This window comes from Streptomyces sp. JHA26 (genome assembly GCF_002005565.1).
GTDB lineage: Bacteria > Actinomycetota > Actinomycetes > Streptomycetales > Streptomycetaceae > Streptomyces.
Genome location: NZ_BDJC01000041.1, coordinates 45,765 through 63,790 on the forward strand (window position 1 = coordinate 45,765; position 18,026 = coordinate 63,790).

15 protein-coding genes and 3 pseudogenes are annotated in these 18,026 nt (G+C 70.8%); 9 read left to right on the forward strand and 9 right to left on the reverse strand.

Going from position 1 to position 18,026, the window contains the following annotated elements:
- Nucleotides 1–129: 129 nt before the first annotated feature.
- Nucleotides 130–363 (reverse strand): hypothetical protein, encoded by a 234-nt coding sequence (locus JHAT_RS23400; RefSeq protein ID WP_077800230.1) that lies wholly within the window; start codon nt 361–363, stop codon nt 130–132.
- Between the two features lie 600 nt (nt 364–963).
- Nucleotides 964–1,119 (reverse strand): hypothetical protein, encoded by a 156-nt coding sequence (locus JHAT_RS34740; RefSeq protein ID WP_171991022.1) that lies wholly within the window; start codon nt 1,117–1,119, stop codon nt 964–966.
- Between the two features lie 272 nt (nt 1,120–1,391).
- Between JHAT_RS34740 and JHAT_RS34070 the strand changes: the two genes are divergently transcribed.
- Together JHAT_RS34070 and JHAT_RS23415 are read left to right on the forward strand one after the other, a co-directional pair.
- Entirely contained in the window at nt 1,392–2,015 is a 624-nt protein-coding gene (locus tag JHAT_RS34070) for a lasso peptide biosynthesis B2 protein (RefSeq protein ID WP_107482001.1), read from the forward strand.
- 1 nt (nt 2,016) lies between these two features.
- Nucleotides 2,017–3,840 carry an asparagine synthase-related protein gene (locus JHAT_RS23415; RefSeq protein ID WP_077800232.1) on the forward strand — a complete coding sequence of 608 codons (1,824 nt, stop codon included), beginning with the start codon at nt 2,017–2,019 and terminating at the stop codon, nt 3,838–3,840.
- Here JHAT_RS23415 and JHAT_RS23420 read toward each other — a convergent pair.
- The 3 genes from JHAT_RS23420 to JHAT_RS23435 form a co-directional block, all read right to left on the reverse strand.
- Nucleotides 3,824–5,047, reverse strand: a complete 1,224-nt coding sequence (locus JHAT_RS23420; RefSeq protein WP_253195585.1) for a hypothetical protein — start codon at nt 5,045–5,047, stop codon at nt 3,824–3,826. The genes JHAT_RS23415 and JHAT_RS23420 overlap by 17 nt on opposite strands.
- A gap of 515 nt (nt 5,048–5,562) precedes the next feature.
- On the reverse strand, nt 5,563–7,395 hold the full coding sequence (locus JHAT_RS23430) for an AMP-binding protein (protein WP_253195582.1): 1,833 nt from the start codon (nt 7,393–7,395) through the stop codon (nt 5,563–5,565).
- A 234-nt stretch (nt 7,396–7,629) separates the two neighbouring features.
- Nucleotides 7,630–8,082 (reverse strand): hypothetical protein, encoded by a 453-nt coding sequence (locus JHAT_RS23435; RefSeq protein WP_143660493.1) that lies wholly within the window; start codon nt 8,080–8,082, stop codon nt 7,630–7,632.
- Nucleotides 8,083–8,559: 477 nt separating this feature from the next.
- Here JHAT_RS23435 and JHAT_RS23440 point away from each other — a divergent pair, with 477 nt between their 5' ends.
- The 5 genes and pseudogenes from JHAT_RS23440 to JHAT_RS23465 all read left to right on the forward strand — a co-directional run.
- The gene (locus JHAT_RS23440; protein ID WP_253195583.1) at nt 8,560–9,318 is read left to right on the forward strand and encodes an alpha/beta fold hydrolase; all 759 of its coding nucleotides are present in this window, start codon (nt 8,560–8,562) and stop codon (nt 9,316–9,318) included.
- A 1-nt stretch (nt 9,319) separates the two neighbouring features.
- Nucleotides 9,320–10,693, forward strand: coding sequence for a hypothetical protein (locus JHAT_RS23445; protein ID WP_253195584.1), 1,374 nt, complete (start codon nt 9,320–9,322; stop codon nt 10,691–10,693).
- On the forward strand, nt 10,690–11,469 hold the full coding sequence (locus JHAT_RS23450; protein ID WP_077800235.1) for a class I SAM-dependent methyltransferase: 780 nt from the start codon (nt 10,690–10,692) through the stop codon (nt 11,467–11,469). Before JHAT_RS23445 ends, JHAT_RS23450 begins: the two co-directional genes overlap by 4 nt.
- Before the next feature lie 330 nt (nt 11,470–11,799).
- Nucleotides 11,800–12,573, forward strand: a complete 774-nt coding sequence (locus tag JHAT_RS23460) for a maleylpyruvate isomerase family mycothiol-dependent enzyme (RefSeq protein WP_077800236.1) — start codon at nt 11,800–11,802, stop codon at nt 12,571–12,573.
- Between the two features lie 114 nt (nt 12,574–12,687).
- Nucleotides 12,688–13,035, forward strand: a pseudogene (locus tag JHAT_RS23465) (PP2C family protein-serine/threonine phosphatase); the annotation flags it as partial.
- On the opposite strand, the pseudogene JHAT_RS23470 reads toward JHAT_RS23465, so the two are convergent.
- Both JHAT_RS23470 and JHAT_RS23475 read right to left on the reverse strand, forming a co-directional pair.
- Nucleotides 13,008–13,241 (reverse strand): annotated as a pseudogene (locus JHAT_RS23470) (CoA-transferase); the annotation flags it as partial. The pseudogenes JHAT_RS23465 and JHAT_RS23470 overlap by 28 nt on opposite strands.
- 240 nt (nt 13,242–13,481) lie before the next feature.
- Nucleotides 13,482–14,972 (reverse strand): annotated as a pseudogene (locus JHAT_RS23475) (alpha/beta hydrolase family esterase).
- A gap of 356 nt (nt 14,973–15,328) precedes the next feature.
- On the opposite strand from JHAT_RS23475, the gene JHAT_RS23480 reads away from it, so the two are divergent.
- Nucleotides 15,329–15,628 (forward strand): hypothetical protein, encoded by a 300-nt coding sequence (locus JHAT_RS23480; RefSeq protein ID WP_216353439.1) that lies wholly within the window; start codon nt 15,329–15,331, stop codon nt 15,626–15,628.
- Nucleotides 15,625–16,068: a hypothetical protein gene (locus tag JHAT_RS23485; RefSeq protein WP_077800238.1), complete on the forward strand. Its 444-nt coding sequence runs from the start codon at nt 15,625–15,627 to the stop codon at nt 16,066–16,068. Before JHAT_RS23480 ends, JHAT_RS23485 begins: the two co-directional genes overlap by 4 nt.
- Nucleotides 16,069–16,119: 51 nt before the next feature.
- Here the strand turns inward: JHAT_RS23485 and JHAT_RS23490 are convergent, their stop codons facing one another.
- Nucleotides 16,120–16,869: a cyclopropane-fatty-acyl-phospholipid synthase family protein gene (locus JHAT_RS23490; protein ID WP_077800239.1), complete on the reverse strand. Its 750-nt coding sequence runs from the start codon at nt 16,867–16,869 to the stop codon at nt 16,120–16,122.
- Between the two features lie 662 nt (nt 16,870–17,531).
- Nucleotides 17,532–18,026: YdeI family protein (locus tag JHAT_RS23500; RefSeq protein WP_077800240.1), on the reverse strand; the 495-nt coding region annotated here is incomplete at its 5' end.

Here is an 18,026-nt window from a genome sequence, read left to right on the forward strand (position 1 = left end):
GACGGTACTCGTCCACCTGTTCGCTCGATGACAAGGAGTTTTCCCCCGTTGTTCACGCTAGACGACGGTGACCGCCCCTGTTGACCGCCATGTCGGCGTTTCACGGAAAGACACCATCGGGCAGGCCCCTCATGCGGTGACGACGGCGAGATCCGTCGGCCCGTCCGGCCGGTCGTCGACGAGGGAGCACCCGATGGCCACCTGGTCGGTCGACCGCCAAGCGCTGAGCCGAGCACCCCTGGCCGGGTGACCAGGGCCGCCGGACAGCAGCCAGGTGAGCAGACCCATGCCGACGATCAGGGCAGGACGGAGACGGTGGGCGAGATCGCCGCCGCCTTCGAGGACCCCTGGCGCGGACTGCACCGCACCGGCCCCGAGACGGTGCCCCCACCTCGCCGGAATCGAAACCCGTCTGCGGCTGCTGAAAACCCGGCCCGGAATGCTCACCGACCGCACCGTGCCCGCCTACCTGCACACGCGCCCGGACGGTGTCGTCGGCCTGCTGGGACGGCTCGTCGAGGACGGGCTGCGCCGAAGCGGTGGCCGGCGGCGCCGAGCGCCTGCCCCGGACGCTTCTCGGCAGCCTCCCACCCGCCCTGGCCGAAGCTGCCGGCCGTGACAGCAGCGCGGACGAGATCCCGTCCGTCCTCGCCTCCCGGCGTACGGCCCGCGCGCCGCGGCGCCGTCTTCGACGACCATGCTTGCCCGGACGGACGGGGTCCGTTCGGCTTCGGTGAGGACGTCGTGGACGGTGAGTCGGCCGAGCGCCGACCAGCAGCGCGTGGAGAAGGGGGAGCGCGGCTGTGGTGCGCTCCGGTTCCGGGAAGCCGTCGCTGATCAGGACGCGCCGGATGCGTCCGATGCCTGGTACGGGGGCGACGCGACGGGGTCGGCTGAGCGGTGGGGGCTCTCGGTGCGGATCACGGAGCTCTTCAGCCGGGGCAGGAGGCCATGGCCCATGCATCAGCGCAGGAAGCCTGTGGTGAGGCGCCCGGCGACGGTGTCCTCGGCGGACGGGGCGTCCAGGCCGGTCTGGGCCGCAGCCCCCCCGGCCGAGGGGATGAGCGTGCGGATCCGAGCCGGAAACAGCGGCCGCGCGCCGGTGGCGGACCAGGGCATGAGGAGCGGCGTCCCCGTCCGGGCACCCGGGTACGCGGTGCGGGACGTGCGGCCTTGTTGCGGAGCATTCGGGGCGCTGTAGCCTGGAGTTGGGAGATTATTCCCTATTTCGGAGGTAGATCATGTTTCTCCGATTGTTGCGGATCCGTACCCCTCGTCGGCTCGTTCTTCTCGGCACCGGCCGTCTGATCCGGGGCTTCAGCGGAGGCCTCTACGACGGCCACGGCTACCAGGCCTGACACCGATCCCCACCGGACCCGGAAGGAGGCGCGGTGGCGGACGAGGCCGATGCCCTGACAGCCCTGGCGGAGATCCTGGCACCGCATTGCCGTGTGACCCGGTTGTCCGGTGGAGCGCTGATCGCGGACTGGAAGCGGACACGTTTCCTCGGGATGACACCGGCGGACGTGCGGATGCTGACCGAGGGGAACGCCCAGGAACGCGCCGAAGTGGTCACCGGTCTCGTCCGGGCCGGCTGCGCGAAGGGACGTCGACGGGAGTACACGGACGCCGGCGTCCGGCTCTGGTTGCACGGTACCCACCTGCTGGTCCGGACCATGGGATTCGGACGGGTGCTCCGGCTGCTGTCGGTGGCCGCCCCGGACTACGCCCGCGCGGACAGTCCCCCGGCGGAGCAGGTGGGACGGCTGAAACGAGCGGTGCGGGCACAGAGCCGCAGGAGCTTCCTGGTCAACGGCGACTGCAAGACCGAGGCCGTGACGGCCTTCGCGCTGCTGCGGCGGCGCGGCTGGGAGGCCGTCCTGCACGTCGGCGTACGCGAACACCCCTTCGCCATGCACACCTGGGTCTCCTCGGCCGGTCTGTGCATCCCGGACGCCGACCCGCGCGGGCACGCGTTCACCCCCGTGCTGTCGATCGGCCGCGGAGGACCGTGACATGGATGCGCTCCGTCTCGAGTGGGCCGACGGTGCGCCGAAGCTCTGGACCGCTGCGTCGATGGAGCGTGAGGGACTCGTGACGACGGTCTCCTCGCCGGAGGGCACCGCGGCCGTCGTCGGCTTCGTCGGCTCGGCCCGGGGCCGGGCGGCGGGCGCCCGCCGTCTCCTGGACGCCCTCGGCCGGCGGGGAGCCGTCGCACCGCTGCCGGCCGGCGACTACGCGGCCGTTCTGGTGTACCGCGACCGCGTCCTCGTGACCCGGGACGAGCAGGCACGCGTCCCGCTGTTCTTCCGGGAGTCGGGTGGCCGCGTGAGCGCCGTGAGCACCTCGGCCCGCCGGCTGGGGAGCGGCTCGACGCTGGAACCCCGCTACTTCTGCCGGTATCTCACCGGCAACATGGCGCAACCGCACGCGGACCTCACACCCTTCGCGGGGGTCCACCGTGTCCTCGGCGGTGAGGTGATGGAACTTTCGGTCACCGGGCGGGTGCGCGGCCGGGAGCCACGACGAGCCCGCCGGGCCCACGACCCGCCCGTGCCCGCAGCCGACGGGTCCTACCGCCACGGGGCGGCCGAGGAGCTGCGCCGGGTGCTGGAGGAGGCCGTCCGGCGCCGCCTGGGCACCACGACGGCATGCCATGTCTCCGGCGGCCTCGACTCCACCAGCGTGGCGCTGCTCGCGGCACAGCTGCTGGCCGAGGAAGGGGAAGGGGACGGCAGCGGGAACCTCCTGCTGCTCGCAGGACGTTTCACGACGGGAGAGCTGGCCGGGGAGCAGCCGTACCTCGACGCGGCGGTGGAGGGGATCCGCCGTCTCGCCCCCGCGGCCCGCCCGGTGATCGTCGACGCCGACGACGTTGCCGATTTCGACGACTTCGAGCACCACGCGGGAGACGCGGACGAACCTCATGCGCACGCCTTCCGCGCCCCGTTCTGGGCCAGGCTCCACAACGCCGCCGCCGAACTGGGCTGTGACACCGTCCTGACCGGTTGCGGCGCCGACCCGGTCGTGGACGCCAACCCGTTCCACCTGCACCGGCTCGCCCGCACGGGGAAATTGCGGGAGCTGGCCAGGCAGGCACGCGCCTGGGCCGATGGCGGCGAGCGGGGGCTGCGGGAGACCATCCACGCCTACGTCGTACGGCCGGCCCTCCCACTGACGGCCGAACGGACGGGGGCCCTCGTCCGCAGCGGAACCGTGCTCGGCGGACTGGGCTCCTTCAACCGTCCCCCCTGGCTACGAGCCGCGTTCGCGCGGGCGCACGGATACCGGGAGGCCGCCATCGCGGAGAGCCGCTTCGTCTACGGGCGCAGGCCGGAGCGGTCGCTCTACGAAGCGGCCAACTACCTCGCCGCTCCCGACCTGCTGTCCTGGCAGCGCGCGCGGGAGGACGGGTTCTTCCTCTCGCACCCCTTCCTCGACCCGGAGGTCATCGCCACGATGCGACGCCTCCCCACCGAAGACGTGCTTGACCCCGACCGTCCGAAGGCGGTTCTGCGCGAGGCCATGGCGGACCTGCTGCCGGCCCGGATCAGCCGCAGGACGGTCAAGATCCCCTTCGACGGTCTCTACACCCGCGGTCTGCGGACCCACGGCGGCGCACTCGTCGACCTGTGTCGCTCCGCCCGGCATCCGCTGGTCGCGGAGATGTTCGACGTCCCGTTGCTGTGCCGGGCGGTGCAGGAGGCCCGCTTCGGGCTCGGGGACGCGCACGCCTGGGACCGGGTGAACAGTTCGCTGGCGCTGGTGGCCTGGCTGGAGCGGCTGGAAGGGCGCTCCAGCGGTGTCGGCGCGGCCCGGCCTGTCAGCGCCGACTCTTGACGTCCCACAGTGACCGTTCGATCGGGCCCGTGATGACGTCGACGAGACCGTAGCGGCTCACCAGCGCGCGCCTCTCCTCTCCGGTGGGGACGTGGTCCTCCTCGCCCTTGCGTGCGATGCTCGTCGCCACGTTCGCGCCGTGCGTGCCGAACCTCCAGTAGACGGTCACGTACCGGGGGTCCCGGGCGCGCTCGTCGATCGCGTTGTTCTCGTGCACCCTGGCGCGGTAGATGATGGAGTCCAGGCCCTGCTGCTGCCCCTTCTTCACCCAGGTGGGGACCCCCTTTCCGTTCCAGGAGTACGCCTTGAACTGGAGCGGTGGCTCCAGGGCGAGCCGGTCCTTGCGGGCGAGGCTCGCGGTGGCGTAGAACGCCAGCTGGTCGTACGGGGTGTCCATGGGCAGTTGCACCATGACTCGGGTGGCGAACGTATCGCTCGACTCGATCCACTGCCCGAAGGGCATCCACGGCCGGGCCTCGACCATTTCGCCGGGCTGATGGATCTTCCTGCGGGAGAGCGGATTCATTTCCTGGAATTTGCTCCACTGCTCCGCATCGGTCCGCCATTGCTGACGGAGCCGGTCTTTCGCGCTCAAGGGCACCCGTTCTCCCATGGCGTGGAACTCCGTGCCGAGTACGTAGAAACCGACGTTCCCCTGGTTCTTCAGAGTGATGTCGACCGGTAGGGAGAATTCTTTCCGGTCCTGACTCAGTACGGGATCTCCCAGGGACATCTCGATGAGAGGTCTGGTCTCACGCTGGTAGGGCTGGTAAAGGTTCTGATAGCCGAAATTGGCGATCGCGATGGCCGAGGAGACGATGAGCGCCGCGGCCACCCGCTTGGGAGCGGGGATCTTGACTGCTGTCCGCCACACCGCGAAGACGGCCCACGCCGAACCCACCGTGAGCGCGCCGAACACCGCGAGGTAGAACGCGGTGTCGCCCCTCGCCGTCTCGACCACGAGCAGGGCGTTCGTCAGCAGGGCCGCGAACGTGCTGATCAGCGCTACCACGCCGGAGTAGGGGAAACTGTGCCACCACCAGTGGTCCACGACGGCGGCGGCGCCCAGGAACGTGATGAAGGCGACCGCGATGAGCACAGCGCCCGTGAGACGTCCGGGGAAGGTCAGGGCGTGGACGAAGTCCTCGAGGCCGAACCACCCCATGACCAGCGTCGTCGTGAGGAGGACCAGCAGGATCACCGTCATTGTCACGCGGGACCACGGGGTTCCCGGTGGGGACCGCCGCACTTTCGGATGTGAGCGTGACTGATGCCTGGGGGGAATCCTCATCCGATCACCTCCTGGAGCCACTGCCCGTCCGTGTTGTCAGGGTGTGCCGACGTCGAGGGCCGGCTCCGGCCGGCGTTCACCACCGAGTGCGTGCCCGGCCAGACGATCTTGCGCGGTGGCCGTCCCCTCCTTCCGCCGCGGCCGTCGACGGCCGCGGCGAGTCGTCGGGAATTCCCACGTCCGGAGGCACACGCGTGGTGCCTCCGTGTCCTCGGACCCGCTCCTTCGACGTCGAGATCCGCAAGGCCGTCTGCAGCACGAACGTGATCGAAAGCGTCAGCGCCCCATCCGCGAGGCCGTCCGCGCTCACGGTCACTTCCCCGACGAGGCCGTTGCCCTCAAGCGCGTCTGCACGGCGTCGATGAGCCTGGGCCCGACGGGGAAACGCGTCCGTTTCCGCACCGTGGTCGCCCGACAGCGGTACCGGTCCCTCAGCGGGGGCGACGGCCGTCGTGCTCGGCCTCCATCCGGTTCGCGATGTCCTCGCGCAACCACTTCTTGTCGATCTTGCCGACTCCGGTCAGAGGCAATGCCGGCACCCTGACGATGCGCTCGGGCAGTTTGAACGGAGCCAGTCCGCCGTCTTCGAGGAAACGGCGGATCTCCCTCAGCGTCGGAGAGCCCTCCCCGTCGACGACGTACAGGCAGACCGTTTCGCCCAGGACCCGGTGGGGCATCGGGACAGCGGCGGCGGCGCGTACGCCGGGATGCCTCTGGACCAGTGCCTCCAGTTCGCCCGCCGGGATTTTCTCGCCACCGCGGTTGATCACGTCCTTGACGCGTCCGATGACCACGAAGTTGCCCGAGGGATGGCGGTGGACCAGGTCACCGGTGCGGTAGAAGCCGTCGGAGGTGAACGAAGCGGTGTCCGTGTCGCCGTGGTAGCCCGTGATGACACCAGGTCCCCGGGCCAGGAGCTCGCCCGTCTCCCCGTCGGCGACGGGGCGGTCCCGGCCGTCCACCACAAGGGTCTCGTCACCCGGTGAGACGGACCGCCCCTGGGTGGTGAACACCACTTCCGGGGGGTCACCGAGTCGGGTGAAGTTCAGCAGTCCCTCGCTCATTCCGTACACCTGCTGGATCCGGCAGCCGAAGGCGTCACCGAGCTGCCTGGCCGTCTCCTCCTCCAGACGGGCCCCACCGACTTGCAGTACCTCCAGGCTCGACAGGTCGGACCCGTGCGAGGCGGCACGTGCGGTGAGCCACTGGCGGGCGACCGCAGGGGTCAGCGCGCAGTGCGTGACGCGTTCCCGCTCGATCAGCGCCATCGCGCCGACAGGATCGCCGGGTGCGCCGAGCACGACCTTCCCTCCGTGGGCGAGTGCGCCGAGGATTCCGGGGTGGCCGAAGGCGAAGCTGTGCGTCACGGGCAGGACCGCGAGGTAGACCGAGTCCGGTGTCAGAGCCGACGCGGCCGCCGAGGCACGGATGACATGGCCGAACGCCTCGTGTGTACGGGGGATGGGCTTGGGCGCGCCGGTGGTACCGCTCGACAGCAGGAACAGGGCGATGTCCGAGGGGTCCCGGCGGCCGTCCGCCGCGGGAGCCGTCTCTTCGGCCGCGGTGAACTCGTCGAGGTCCAGATGGCCGCGGACCGGGTCGACCCCGCCGGAGACCAGCAGGTTCCGAACGAACGGATGGCGTTCGCGAAGCCTTTCGGCGAACCGGACATGGTCGAAACGGGCTTGCCGAACGGGTACGGCCATCGCTCCCGGCCGTACCGAAGACAGCACGGGGACGAGTTCGTGTTCGCGCAGCGTCGGCGGAGCGAGGACCGGGCGCGCGCCGAGCCGGATCAGGGCGAGCACGAGGACGACGAACTGGGGCTGGTTGGGGAGTTGTACGAGTACGTTCTCGCCCGGCTGCGTTCCGCAGCGCGCCAACCGGGCGGCGCAGCCTGACACCGCGGCGTCCAGTTCGGCCCCGGTGAGAACCCGGCCGCCGCCGACGAGTGCCTCACGGCAGCCCCGACGCCCGCGGGTGTCCAGCACCAGTCCGTCCAGCAGGTCCGGGCGCCACCAGCCGCGGCTCCGGTAGTCCGCCGACGCCTGAGGGTCCGGCCCTCTCCCGTCCAGGGCGTCGGCGAGCTGCCGCAGGGTGCAGTCGTGCTCGCTCCAGAGGTCGACGCGGGTGCCGAGTCGTTCGGAGAGCTCGATCTCCAGTTGCGTGATGTCGACCGAGTCGAGCCCGAGATGGGCACGCAGAAGCGCGTCCTCGCGCAGGAGCTCCTGCGCGATGCCCAGCTCGGAGAGGATCCTTCGCACGTCGTCGATGCCCGGCAACCGGCCCTCCCGGTCGGGTCGAGGGAACGTTCTGGTGCGGGGACGGCTCAGGCAGAGGGTGTCACCGGCGGCGGACCGCTCGTGTCCCTGACGTGTACGGCGGACGCCGCGTCCGCAACCGGGAGGTCACGGATCCCGCTGTCCGTCGTGGAGCCGGCCTGCCCCTGCCGCCCGGCCTGGGTCCGCCGCGTCCGGTGACCGGCCGCGCGGACGGCCTCAGACGATGGTGAGCGTCGTCGCCCCGGTCGCACCCGTGACACCGGTGGTCAGACACAACGGCAGTGCCGGCTGCGGAAGGACGATGACCTGGACCACCGAGCGGCCGTGGAAGCGGCCCTGGACGACGGTCCCGGTGAGCGTGGTGACGACCTGCCCGGCGATCGCGGTGCTGCTGCCCTCGGCTTCGACGACGCTGGTGTCGCCGGTGCTCCACGTGAAAGTCCGCGGACCCTGGAATCCGTCGAGGAGGTCGTTGCAGCCCGCATGGAGGGTGAACCGTTCCCCGTACGCCCCGCTCGTCACCTCACCCGCACCGTCGACGCACGACCCGAGACGTCCGTCGGTACTGACGTCGACGTCCCGCGGTTGGAAGGTGATCCCCGGACTGTAGGCGACGGACTCGGTTCCCTGGCACTGCAACAGCGCGAGCGGTTCCGCGTGGGCGGGCACGGCGGCCGGCGCGACCGTGAGAAGTACGGTAGCGGCGGTTGTCAGGACTGCCGAGCGTGCCCATGACCCCATGACGGACATGAGGCGGCCTCCTTCGAAGTGACGGCGTGGTGGGGATGATGCCCGGCACGCCCGTCCGTGAGACGAGCGCGCGGGAGCAGTGACGGAGGTACGCGAAGTCCCGCGCGCTGCCCCCGTGAAGACTGCGCTGCCCCCGTGAAGACTGCGCCGGGTGTCGCCTCCGTTCTTCCGGCCCACTCCCTTGTCGCCCGGCACACGGGTGTGAGTCAGTGGACCATGCGCGCGGCAGACGGGAGCACGGGCTTTTGCCCGTTCCTCCACGCGGGCGGTCCTCCCGACCCCCTGGAACGCCGTACCGGCTTCGAATCCTGGAGTGTGATGGGTCCACGGAAGAACGGCACACTTGCGGTACCGGGCGCGAGGCTTCATTTCGAAGTGCGCGGAGAAGGACCACCGGTGCTGCTCATCGCGGGCGGCAACTCCGACGCGGCTGTCTTCAAACGCCTGGCCGACGTCCTGGCCGCGGACCACCGCGTCATCACGTACGACCCGCGCGGCAATTCGCGCAGCCTCCTCGACGGCCCACCGACGGATCAGCGGATCGAGGAGCACGCCGACGACGCGTACCGCCTGCTCGATCACCTCACCGGACCCGATGAACCCGCGCACGTCTTCGGAAGTTGCTCGGGAGGGCTCGTCGCACTCGAACTCGCCGTCCGCGACCGAGCCCGGATCCGCTTGACGATCGCCCACGAACCACCCGCGATGGGACTGCTGCCGGATGCCGAGGACCACCTGGCGTTCTTCGACGACGTCCACGAGACGTTCCGCCGCGAAGGCGCGGCGGCGGCCCTGCGCAAGCTCCAGCTCGTGTTCGGCGACGGACCCGCCCCGACGCTGCCCGAGGCCCACGACAACACCGCGTTCTTCCTGGCCCACACCGTCAGGCCGGTCACGCGCTTCGTACCCGACCTCGCCAAGCTCGTGACAGTGGCGGACCGGATCGTCGTGGCAGGTGGTCGTGACTCGCGCACCCACACCGTCCACCGGCCCGCGGTCGTCCTCGCGGAGCGGCTCGGCTGTGAACGGATCCTGTTCCCCGGCGGCCATGTCGGCTACGCGAGGTATCCGGTCGAGTTCGCCAGGCGACTCGTCGGAATGTTCGCGACCCCGTCCGACGCGGTGACTCCGTCCCGCACCGGTGCGGGACGCTGACATGCGCATCGTGATGGGAGCTCAGAACTGTGGTTTCGGCCCGGTCTCCGAACTCGTCGCGATCTCCCGGCTGTTCTCCGGCCATGAACGGGTGTTCGTCGGCAGCGGCGTGGCGGCGACGTTCGCGCGGCGCAACCCGGACGCCTTCGACGCCGTCCGCGAGTACGACGGGATGTGCGGGAGGGCCGGGGCGGAGTCGGTCGACGACCTGCTGAAGACCGCAGACCAGGTGGTCTCGGTCATGGACGCCGATCTCGTCCTGCGGTCCGTCGTGGCGCGGCGTCCGGTGGTCATGGTGGACAGCCTGTTCGGCTTCTGGCGGCTCGGACGGCCGTTGGCCCAGATCCGCGACCTGTGTGCGAGCATGCCGCGTTCCTCCTACGGCGCGGCAGACCGACACCTGGCCGCTCTCTCACCTCACGAGCGCGTCGTCGCGGCCCATCTGCTCGCCACGCACAGCGTGGTGCAGAACTTCCCGGGCGTCCCCGAGCGCGCGGCCGAGGTCACCGCTCTCGGTGTCGGGTCCGCGATCCGCCTGACCGGCCCGATCATCGACCTCGAAGGACTGAGGAACACCCCGCGCGACGCCGAACCGGAGTACGACCTGCTGGTCAACGTCGGCGGGTTCAAGAATTTCCTCTTGGACTTCGACGCCAACAACGACTACCTGCGCCTGCTCCACCGCTGGATCCCCGACCTGCTGCGGGACTGGCCCCGGTTTCCGCGCGTCCTGGTCTGCGGCGGCCCCTTCGGCGGGCACCGCGAGCGGAAGGTCTCGGTCGCCGGCCGACGGGCCGACTGCCGTCTCCTGCGGCAGCGCGACCTGCTACGGGCGGTGGCCAGCACGCCCGGCTACCTGCTCGCCCCGGGGCTCACGGCACTCCACGAGTCGATGGCCCTGGGACGGTTGCCGCTGGGGATCCACGAACAGCACTACGCACACGTCTACACACTGCGCCGTCTCGACGGCACGGTCTTCGGCCGGAACGCCTGCCGGTTCGCGGACGTCCTGCCGCTCCACCGGATACCCGAGGACGACTTCACCGGGACCGCGGCCCTCGTGGAGATCGCAGGCCGTGTCCAGGAGGACGACGAGCTCTACAGCGTGTTCCGCAGAACGTTCAACGAGCGGATCGAACACCACGTCTCGCTCACCCCGGTGCGGCGGCGGCACGGCGTCGAGGAACTGCGGAGACTGCTCGGCGGTGAGCCGGTCCACGCGGTGCTGGCCAGGATCCTCCCCCTCGACGCGGCGAGTGACAGCCCAGGGCGCCCAGCCCCGTGGGAACGGCCGGTCCGGCCAACCGCCGCGGCCCGTACCGCGCCTGTCGCGCGACCGGCAGGAGAACCTTCCCGACACCTGGAGACGGATTGAACGCCTCCGAAGAACTCGGTCACGCGGCCTGCTTCGCTTTCAGGGACCGGCTGCTCGGCCCCTTGCGCGACCAGTTCCTGACCCCGGACCAGCTGTGCGAGGCAGGCCGCCTCATGTGCGGTCGCTCCGAGGACCTGTCCCTCTACGGCATCCCCGCCCCCGAGATGGAGGCCCGGGGGATCCGCGTCCTGGGCCGCACCGCCGTCGAGTGCACCAAGGACCCCCACCCCGTGGCCGTCGCCGGCGTCATCACCGAAATCGAGGCCACCGCCCCCGGGACCGGTGGTGAGGCGATGGTCGTCGACCTGTTCTGCGGCTCCGGAAACTTCGGCCACCACCTCGGCCGGTGCCTGAACCGTCCCGTACACGCCTCGGAACTCGACCCGGTCGTCCACGAGGCCTGCCGGCACAACCTCGACCGCGTCGGCTCCACCGTCGATCTCCGACTGGCGGACTACCGCGACCTGCTCGGCGCGCTTCCCGCCCGCAGCGAGCGCGACGTCTACATCGTGGAGCCCTCCTGGGGCCCGGCCTTCACCCCGGAAGGCCTCGACCTGACCCGTACCTCGCCCCCGGTCCCCGAGATCATCCGGGACATCCAGCGGTCCCGCGACTACGCGCCGTGCCTGGTGGTGGTCGAGACCGGTGACCGCGTCCTCCACGGCTCCCTCGAGTTCTCGTTCAGGAACGCCGTCCACCTGCGCACCCTCGTCCCCGAGCCGCTTCCGCCCCATCACACCGGCTCGCGTTTCCACTTCTACCGCCTCGGCGAGTGACGGGCACGGGCGGACACCGACCCGCAGACCCTTGGCGATCACCCAGCTCGCCTCACCCTGGGAGAATCGTTCGACGACCCTGAGCCGTAACTCCTCACGGAACCACTGCCGTTCGGCAGCCGGCCCGCATCCTTGCGGACACCGCACGCCCCGGTGCTACCGCACGGGCGACGAGCCCCCAGCCCCCACGACTCCACGAGTTCGATCTCAGCAACGGAGTCCTACCAGCGCTCGTTTCCCTCCTCCGGCGCCGGCGCTCCGCCCGGCCGTCGACGCGTTCGTCCGACAAATTCGCTACCGGCGGCCGGGGCGCCGTGATACACAACCGACGTGCAAAACATCTTGGAGTTCCCCGAGGTCCTGCGGTTGATCGAAGACCGATCGGCCGCGTTCCGCGCCGCGATCGCGTCCGCCCCCGACCTCGACGTCCAGGTCCCGACCTGCCCGGACTGGACGCTGCGCGAACTGGCGCAGCACCTCGGCGACGGCCGCCGCCGCCAGGCCGCCATCGTCGCGGCGGGCCCGGGCGCTGAACCTCCGGCGAGGACGGACCCGAAGGGCGCCCCGACCGCGCCCCGCGATCGCGAGGCCCTGGACGCCTGGCTCGCCGAGTCGACCGAGCTCATGCTCGACGCGATGCGCGAGGCCGGCCCGGACCGCGGCTGCTGGACCTGGTGGGGCCGCTCGCAGGCCCCGGAGACCAGCGGAGCCGTGGCCCGGCACCAGATCCAGGAGATCGCCGTCCACACCTACGACGTCCAGCTCACCCAGGGGGCCGCACAGCCGCTGCCGACGGACGTCGCGGTCGAGGGCGTCGACGAGTTCCTGACGACCGTCTCGGCGACGACCGTCCCCTGGCCGTTCAAACCGGCGACCATCGACCTGCACACGACCGAGGGCCGCTCCTGGCGCCTGACCCTCAACGCCGACGGCGTCCACTGCGACGACCTCGCCGCCGACGCGGAGCCGGGCGACATGGCGATACGGGGCGCAGCGAGCGAACTGGTCCTCTACTTCTATGAGCGCGTCCCGCTCGACGTCCTGGAGACCACCGGCGACACCGAGCCGATGGAGCAGCTCGCAGACTGGGACCCGAACGAGTAAAGCGCGCACTTGTGACGCATCCGTCGGTTGTGCGCGTGCTCCTGCGGGCGCCACTGGGCCCGGGGTTGCGGACGTCGCTCGGCTGCGGGCCTGCTGTTCAAGGGCGAACGGCGCACCTGCGGGCACCCTCCGCCCATCGTCCTGCGCGAGGGGAGACCGACGACGATGAACGCCCTCCGTCCCGCACCCCCGCTGGGACTGGGTGAACTGACGGACCCGGACTACCACGTCGACAGCTTCCCGTTCGTCCCAGGAGACCTCTTGTTGCTGTGCACGGACGGTGTCACCGAGGCCCGCGACCCCACCGGCACCTTCTCCCCGCTCGCCGAGCGCATCACCGGCTGGACCGAGAGCGACCCCGACGCCTTCCTCGGCCGCTTCCGCAGCGACCTGCTGCACCACGTCGGCGGACACCTCGACGACGCCGCCGCCGTGCTCGTCCTCGAGCGCCCGGTCGCGTAGGGGGCGAGCAGCAGGCCGAGGCCCCAGTCGTCGACGCCGCAGTTGTTCGAGACGACCTCGAGGCCGTTCAGTCCACGCTGCCACAGGGCGTCGATGAGCGTGCCGGGTAGTCCGCACAGCCCGAAGCCACCCACCGCGAGCGAGGCGCCGTCCTCCATGCCGGCCACCGCCTCCGCGGCGCTCGCGACTGTCTTGTCCAGACCCATACGGACCCTTTTCCCTCGGGCGATCGGCGTGGCCTCGCTGGTCAGAGCCGGTGGCCGATACAACCGATGGGCGGCGAGCCCAGGCACGCGGTTGGGTTGCGGCCATGGTGCCATCCACCCGCCATATGGTGTCTTCATGCCGGCGAACCACTGTCTCCGGCGAGGCCGGACGGGGGAGGGAAACGGCACGCGACCCCGGTGGACCCTGTCCAACCGGGCCCGCGCGGAGGGGCTCAGGACCTAGCAGCCGGTGTCGGCGACGACGTAGTGGCCGGGTGCGGTCTGCTTCAGGGTGTGAGTGACGAACGTGTTGTACAGGCCCATGGCCTGACCGGAGCCCGTGGCGTAAGTCTGTCCGCCGCTCTGGTAGGCGCGGCCGGCAGAGGTGTGCTGGTAATTGCTGGCCGTGTAGCAGGTGGGCGTGTAGCCGGTGGTGGTGGCGGTCACTGAAGAGGAGGTCGCCCCCACCGCCCCGGCCGCGTCCACCGCAGCCACCGTGTAGGCGTACGAGGTGCCGACGGTCAGGCCCGTGTCGGTGTATGAGGGCCTTGTCGTGGTGCCCGCTTTCATGCCGCCGCGGTAGACGTCGTAGGAGGCCGCTCCGGGAACGGCGCTCCAGCTCAACGATACGGAGGTGTCGGTGGTGGTGCCGACCGTCACGCCTGTGGGCGCGGGCAGCTTGCCCGGGGCTTCCCCGCCGTTGTCGCCGCCGTCGAGTCTCCAGAAGCGGGCGGTGTGGTAGCTGGAGCAGATGGTGTCGAGGTAGTAGGTTCCGGCGGTGCCGCACTGTTCCGGGCCGCTGCCCGGGTCTACGGCGAGGCCGTGGGCCATGCCGGAGACGGAGTAGACCTGGACGGCGGGGTTGCCGGAGGCGTCGTCGTACTCACTCAGCGTGGTGCCGCCGGAGAGGTTTCCGGTGCGGGAGGGCGTCTGGCCGATGCCCCATGTGTTCGTCCACTGGTCGCGCAGTTCAGTGGCGTTGGCCGGTACGACGGTGGTGTCCGAGGTGCCCTGCTAGATCGCCACTCGGGGCCAGGAGGTGGTGCCGACGGGTGCAGCGGCGCGGACCAGGTCGCCCCACTGGGCGGGCGTCTTGTTCGGCGGGCTGTACATGCAGGTGTACGCGGCGGACACGCTCGTCGCACAGTACGCGGGAAGACCGGAGTCGATGGAACCGCCGGCGAAGACGTCCGGATAGGCGGCGAGCATGTTCGCGGTCATACCGGCACCGGCCGACAGGCCGGTGATGTAGACACGGCTGGTGTCGCTGCCGTAGCGGGCGACAGCGGCGTCGACCATCTGCTTGATCGACAGGGCCTCGCCCTTGCCGCGCGCGCTGTCGCCCGAGTCGAACCAGTTGAAACAGGAGTTTGCGTTGTTGGCGCTGGTCGTCTGGGGGAAGACGAGGGCGAACTCGTACTGGTCGGCGAACTTCGGCCAACCGGACTTCGCGTAGTAGTCGCTCGCGCTCTGTGTGCAGCCGTGCAAGGCGATGACGAGTGGCGCGCCCGCGGGGAGGCCGTCCGGCACGTAGGTGTGCATGGACAGGTTGCCGGGATTGGAGCCGAATCCGGTGACCTGGGTCAGGGCGGCGGCGGACGCCGGCGGGCTGACGGCCACCAGACCGGTGGTCAGGGCGAGGGCGCCTGTGGCGGCGGTGAGCCAGCGTCGGAGACCGCCGATGATGCGGCGTCCCTTCGCGGTGGGGAACGGGGAGTGCGGCTGTCCCATGGCTGATGCCTTCCGTGGAGAGGGAGAGGGAGAGGGGAGGGGAAGGGCACCGTGGCGGCTTCGGCTCGAGCCACCGGTGTGTGGCGTGCATCATGTGGGCTGGATCACTTACATTGACATGGTCGGAACAACCAACGTCGGCGAACGAGCAGTGTGTTGGCCAACCATGGCCCGACGCACGAAGGGCCCGGTGGCGAGGAGGAGACAGGGGCCGCGATGTCTTCGACCGCCCACTGAGATGGTGGAAGGAACCACCTTGCAGCCGCTGACAGTGGGGGTCAGGCCCATATCTGGCGGTCGACCGACGTCGTAGCCTCCCGCAGGTCCTCATCCATGAGCCTTGGAGGTACGCAGATGTGTCGTCCCTCCATCCGTTCCTCACCCGCCTCTGGTGGCGAAGTGCGCCGGCGGCACCCGCCCTGGCCGCACTGACCCTCACCACCGCCCCAGCGACTGCGGCGCCTTCGGCCCCCGCTGGACACTGCGCTCGCCTGACCCACCTCCGCGTCCCGGGCGTCGAACTCCAGCGGGCGGCGTGTCTGAACGAACTGACCACGGCGGGCACGGTCGCCTCCGGCCACACCGACCCCACCGACTGGGCCGGACTGCCCCCCAAGGCGCTGTACCGGCGGACCGACGAACGTACGGAGGCGTGAGACCCCGCGAACGCCCGGAGGCCGCCCACGGCACGGCCGAGTCGCTCGTCGCCATGCTGCCCCGGCTCAGCGAACTGCACGGACGGACGGCGGTCGGCATCACGGGCGAGGACGCCCGCACCCTGGTGCTGGGGGACGGGACCGACGTGCAGGTCGATCCAGGGGTGGTCCGGCTGTTCCTCGACACCGGCCACGTTCCCGTGGTGTCGAGCGTGGCGTACGACTCCGGCGGGGGCATCCGGTTCCTGGGCGCGGTCACGGCGGCCGTCGCGCTCGCCGACGCGCTGCAGGCCGATCTGATGCTCCCGGCGGGAGCCGAGGGCGCGTGTGCCGCGGCCGCGTCCGTCGTCGACATGTCGGTTCCGCACGCCGTGCTGAGGCGTCTTCACCGTCTGGACGACGTCGGGGGGTGCGGCCCGGGGACGGCGTTCGGCGGGTGACGTGGGCGCGGCCGGCGCGGTGCGCCGGTCGCGGGGAGCGGGGGAGGGCTGTCAGGGCCGGGGCTCCCTGCCCAGGAGCAGGGTGACGAAACCGAGGGTGCCCCGGTAGCCGTGGAGCCAGGCGGCGCGGTGCTGGGCCGCGGCGTCGAGGGCCTGGGCGCGGTCCGGGTGATCAGGGTGGTCCAGGGCCCACCGGGACAGGGAGCCGGTCCAGGACCACTCGTAGTCGTCCCACTCCTGGAGGGTGCTCACGTGTCCGTACAGGGGCACCCAGCCCTCGGACACCACCCGGTCGACGGTCGTGGCGAGGTCGTCGTACTCGTCCGCGGTGAAACCGGAGTCGAGGGTGCGGCGGTCTGGTTCGCGCTCCCAGAAGCAGTCGCCGACGAGCACTGTGCCGCCGGGGACGAGGTGTCTCTCGGCTGCCTTCAAGGTGGGGAGCAGGCCGCCGAAGGCGTGGCTGGCACCGATGCTCAGGACGAGGTCGTAGCCGTGGGGTGGGCTGAACTCGGCGGCGTCTTGCGCGTGAAAGGCGATCCGGTCACCGAGTCCGGCCGCATCGGCCGAGGCACGGGCTGCCGCGATGGCGTCGACGTCGTTGTCGACGCCGTCGGCGCGCAGGTCCGGGCGGCCGGCCTGCGCGCGCAGCAGCCAGGTGCCCGATCCGCAGCCGAGATCGAGGAGCCGGGCGGTGCCGTGGGGGACGGCCCGGTCGAGGAGTGTTCGCACGGACGTGTCGCTCAGCGGCGCGGCGATGGGGTGCAGGGTGTGGGCGACGGAACTGATCTGTCGACGGTGCATGACCGCAGTCTGCCCGCTGCCTGCGCCGGGGCTGTCCAGGAGCCCCGCGGACGGGGGCCGGTCGACCCGAAGGAGGGGGGTGCTGCCCCACGGCGTGTGGGGGTACGTCATCCGGTTGCACTGCCCGGGTCTCGACACCGGGCAGCGGTCGTGGGCCGCCTGGACCGGGTCCGCCGGCTTCCTCGAGACGGTCCGTGGGAAGGCGTACGTGATCCTCGACGGCACCCTCCTGCCGATCGACCGCGAGCGAGCCCCGCCGTCCGCGTCCCGTTCCGCGGCAGGAACCTGCGCGACCGGCGCCGGCGTCACAACCGGGACCATGCCAAGATCCGCAGCCTCGGCGAACGCGCCACGGTGATCCTGAGGGGCCGGCGGATCCCGCGGAAGCTCCGCCGCAGCACCACCCGGATCACGGCCGTCGCCCGAGCCGTAGTCGCCCTCGGACCCGCCAACTGATCAAGAGGGAAAACCTTCCTCGACCGGCGCGGAGGCGTCCTTCCCGGCGAGCCGGTGGTGCTCGCCGGCCAGACCGCCGGCAACCGCTCGATGCGCCTCGCGGCCAGGCTGGGGCTCGCCGAGGCGAAGCGGTCAGAGGGGTTCGGCGCCGAGCGGTGGTCCGATGTGTGGTCGAGCTCGGTCCGGTCGCTCTCGGCGCCGGGCCGTCAGGGGTAGATCTTCTTGTTCTCGGTGAGCATGGCGACGTACTTCTCGATGCGGGCCGCCCGGGTCTCGGGCTTCTTCGCGTCCTGGATCCGGTAGAGGATCGCGTACCGGTTGCGGCTGTCGAGTGTGGAGAAGAAGTCCCGCGCCTTCGGGGACGCGTCCAGGGCCGCTTGGAGGTCGTCGGGCACCGTCGCCTTGCTCTGACTGGCGTACGCCGTCTCCCAACGGCCGTCCGCCTTGGCCTTCTCCACCTCGCGCAGCCCCGCGGCCCGCATCCGGCCCCGCTCGACGAGTTCGGTGGCCTTCTGCCGGTTCACCTTCGACCACTTGCTGCCGGACCGTCGCGGTGTGAAGCGCTGCAGCCAGTGCCGCTCGTCCAGCTTCTTCTTCTGCCCGTCGATCCAGCCGTAGCACAGGGCCGACTCCAGCGCCCCGGCGTAGTCGACGCCGTCCAGTCCGGAGTCCTTCTTCGGGATCTTCAGCCAGACGCCCGG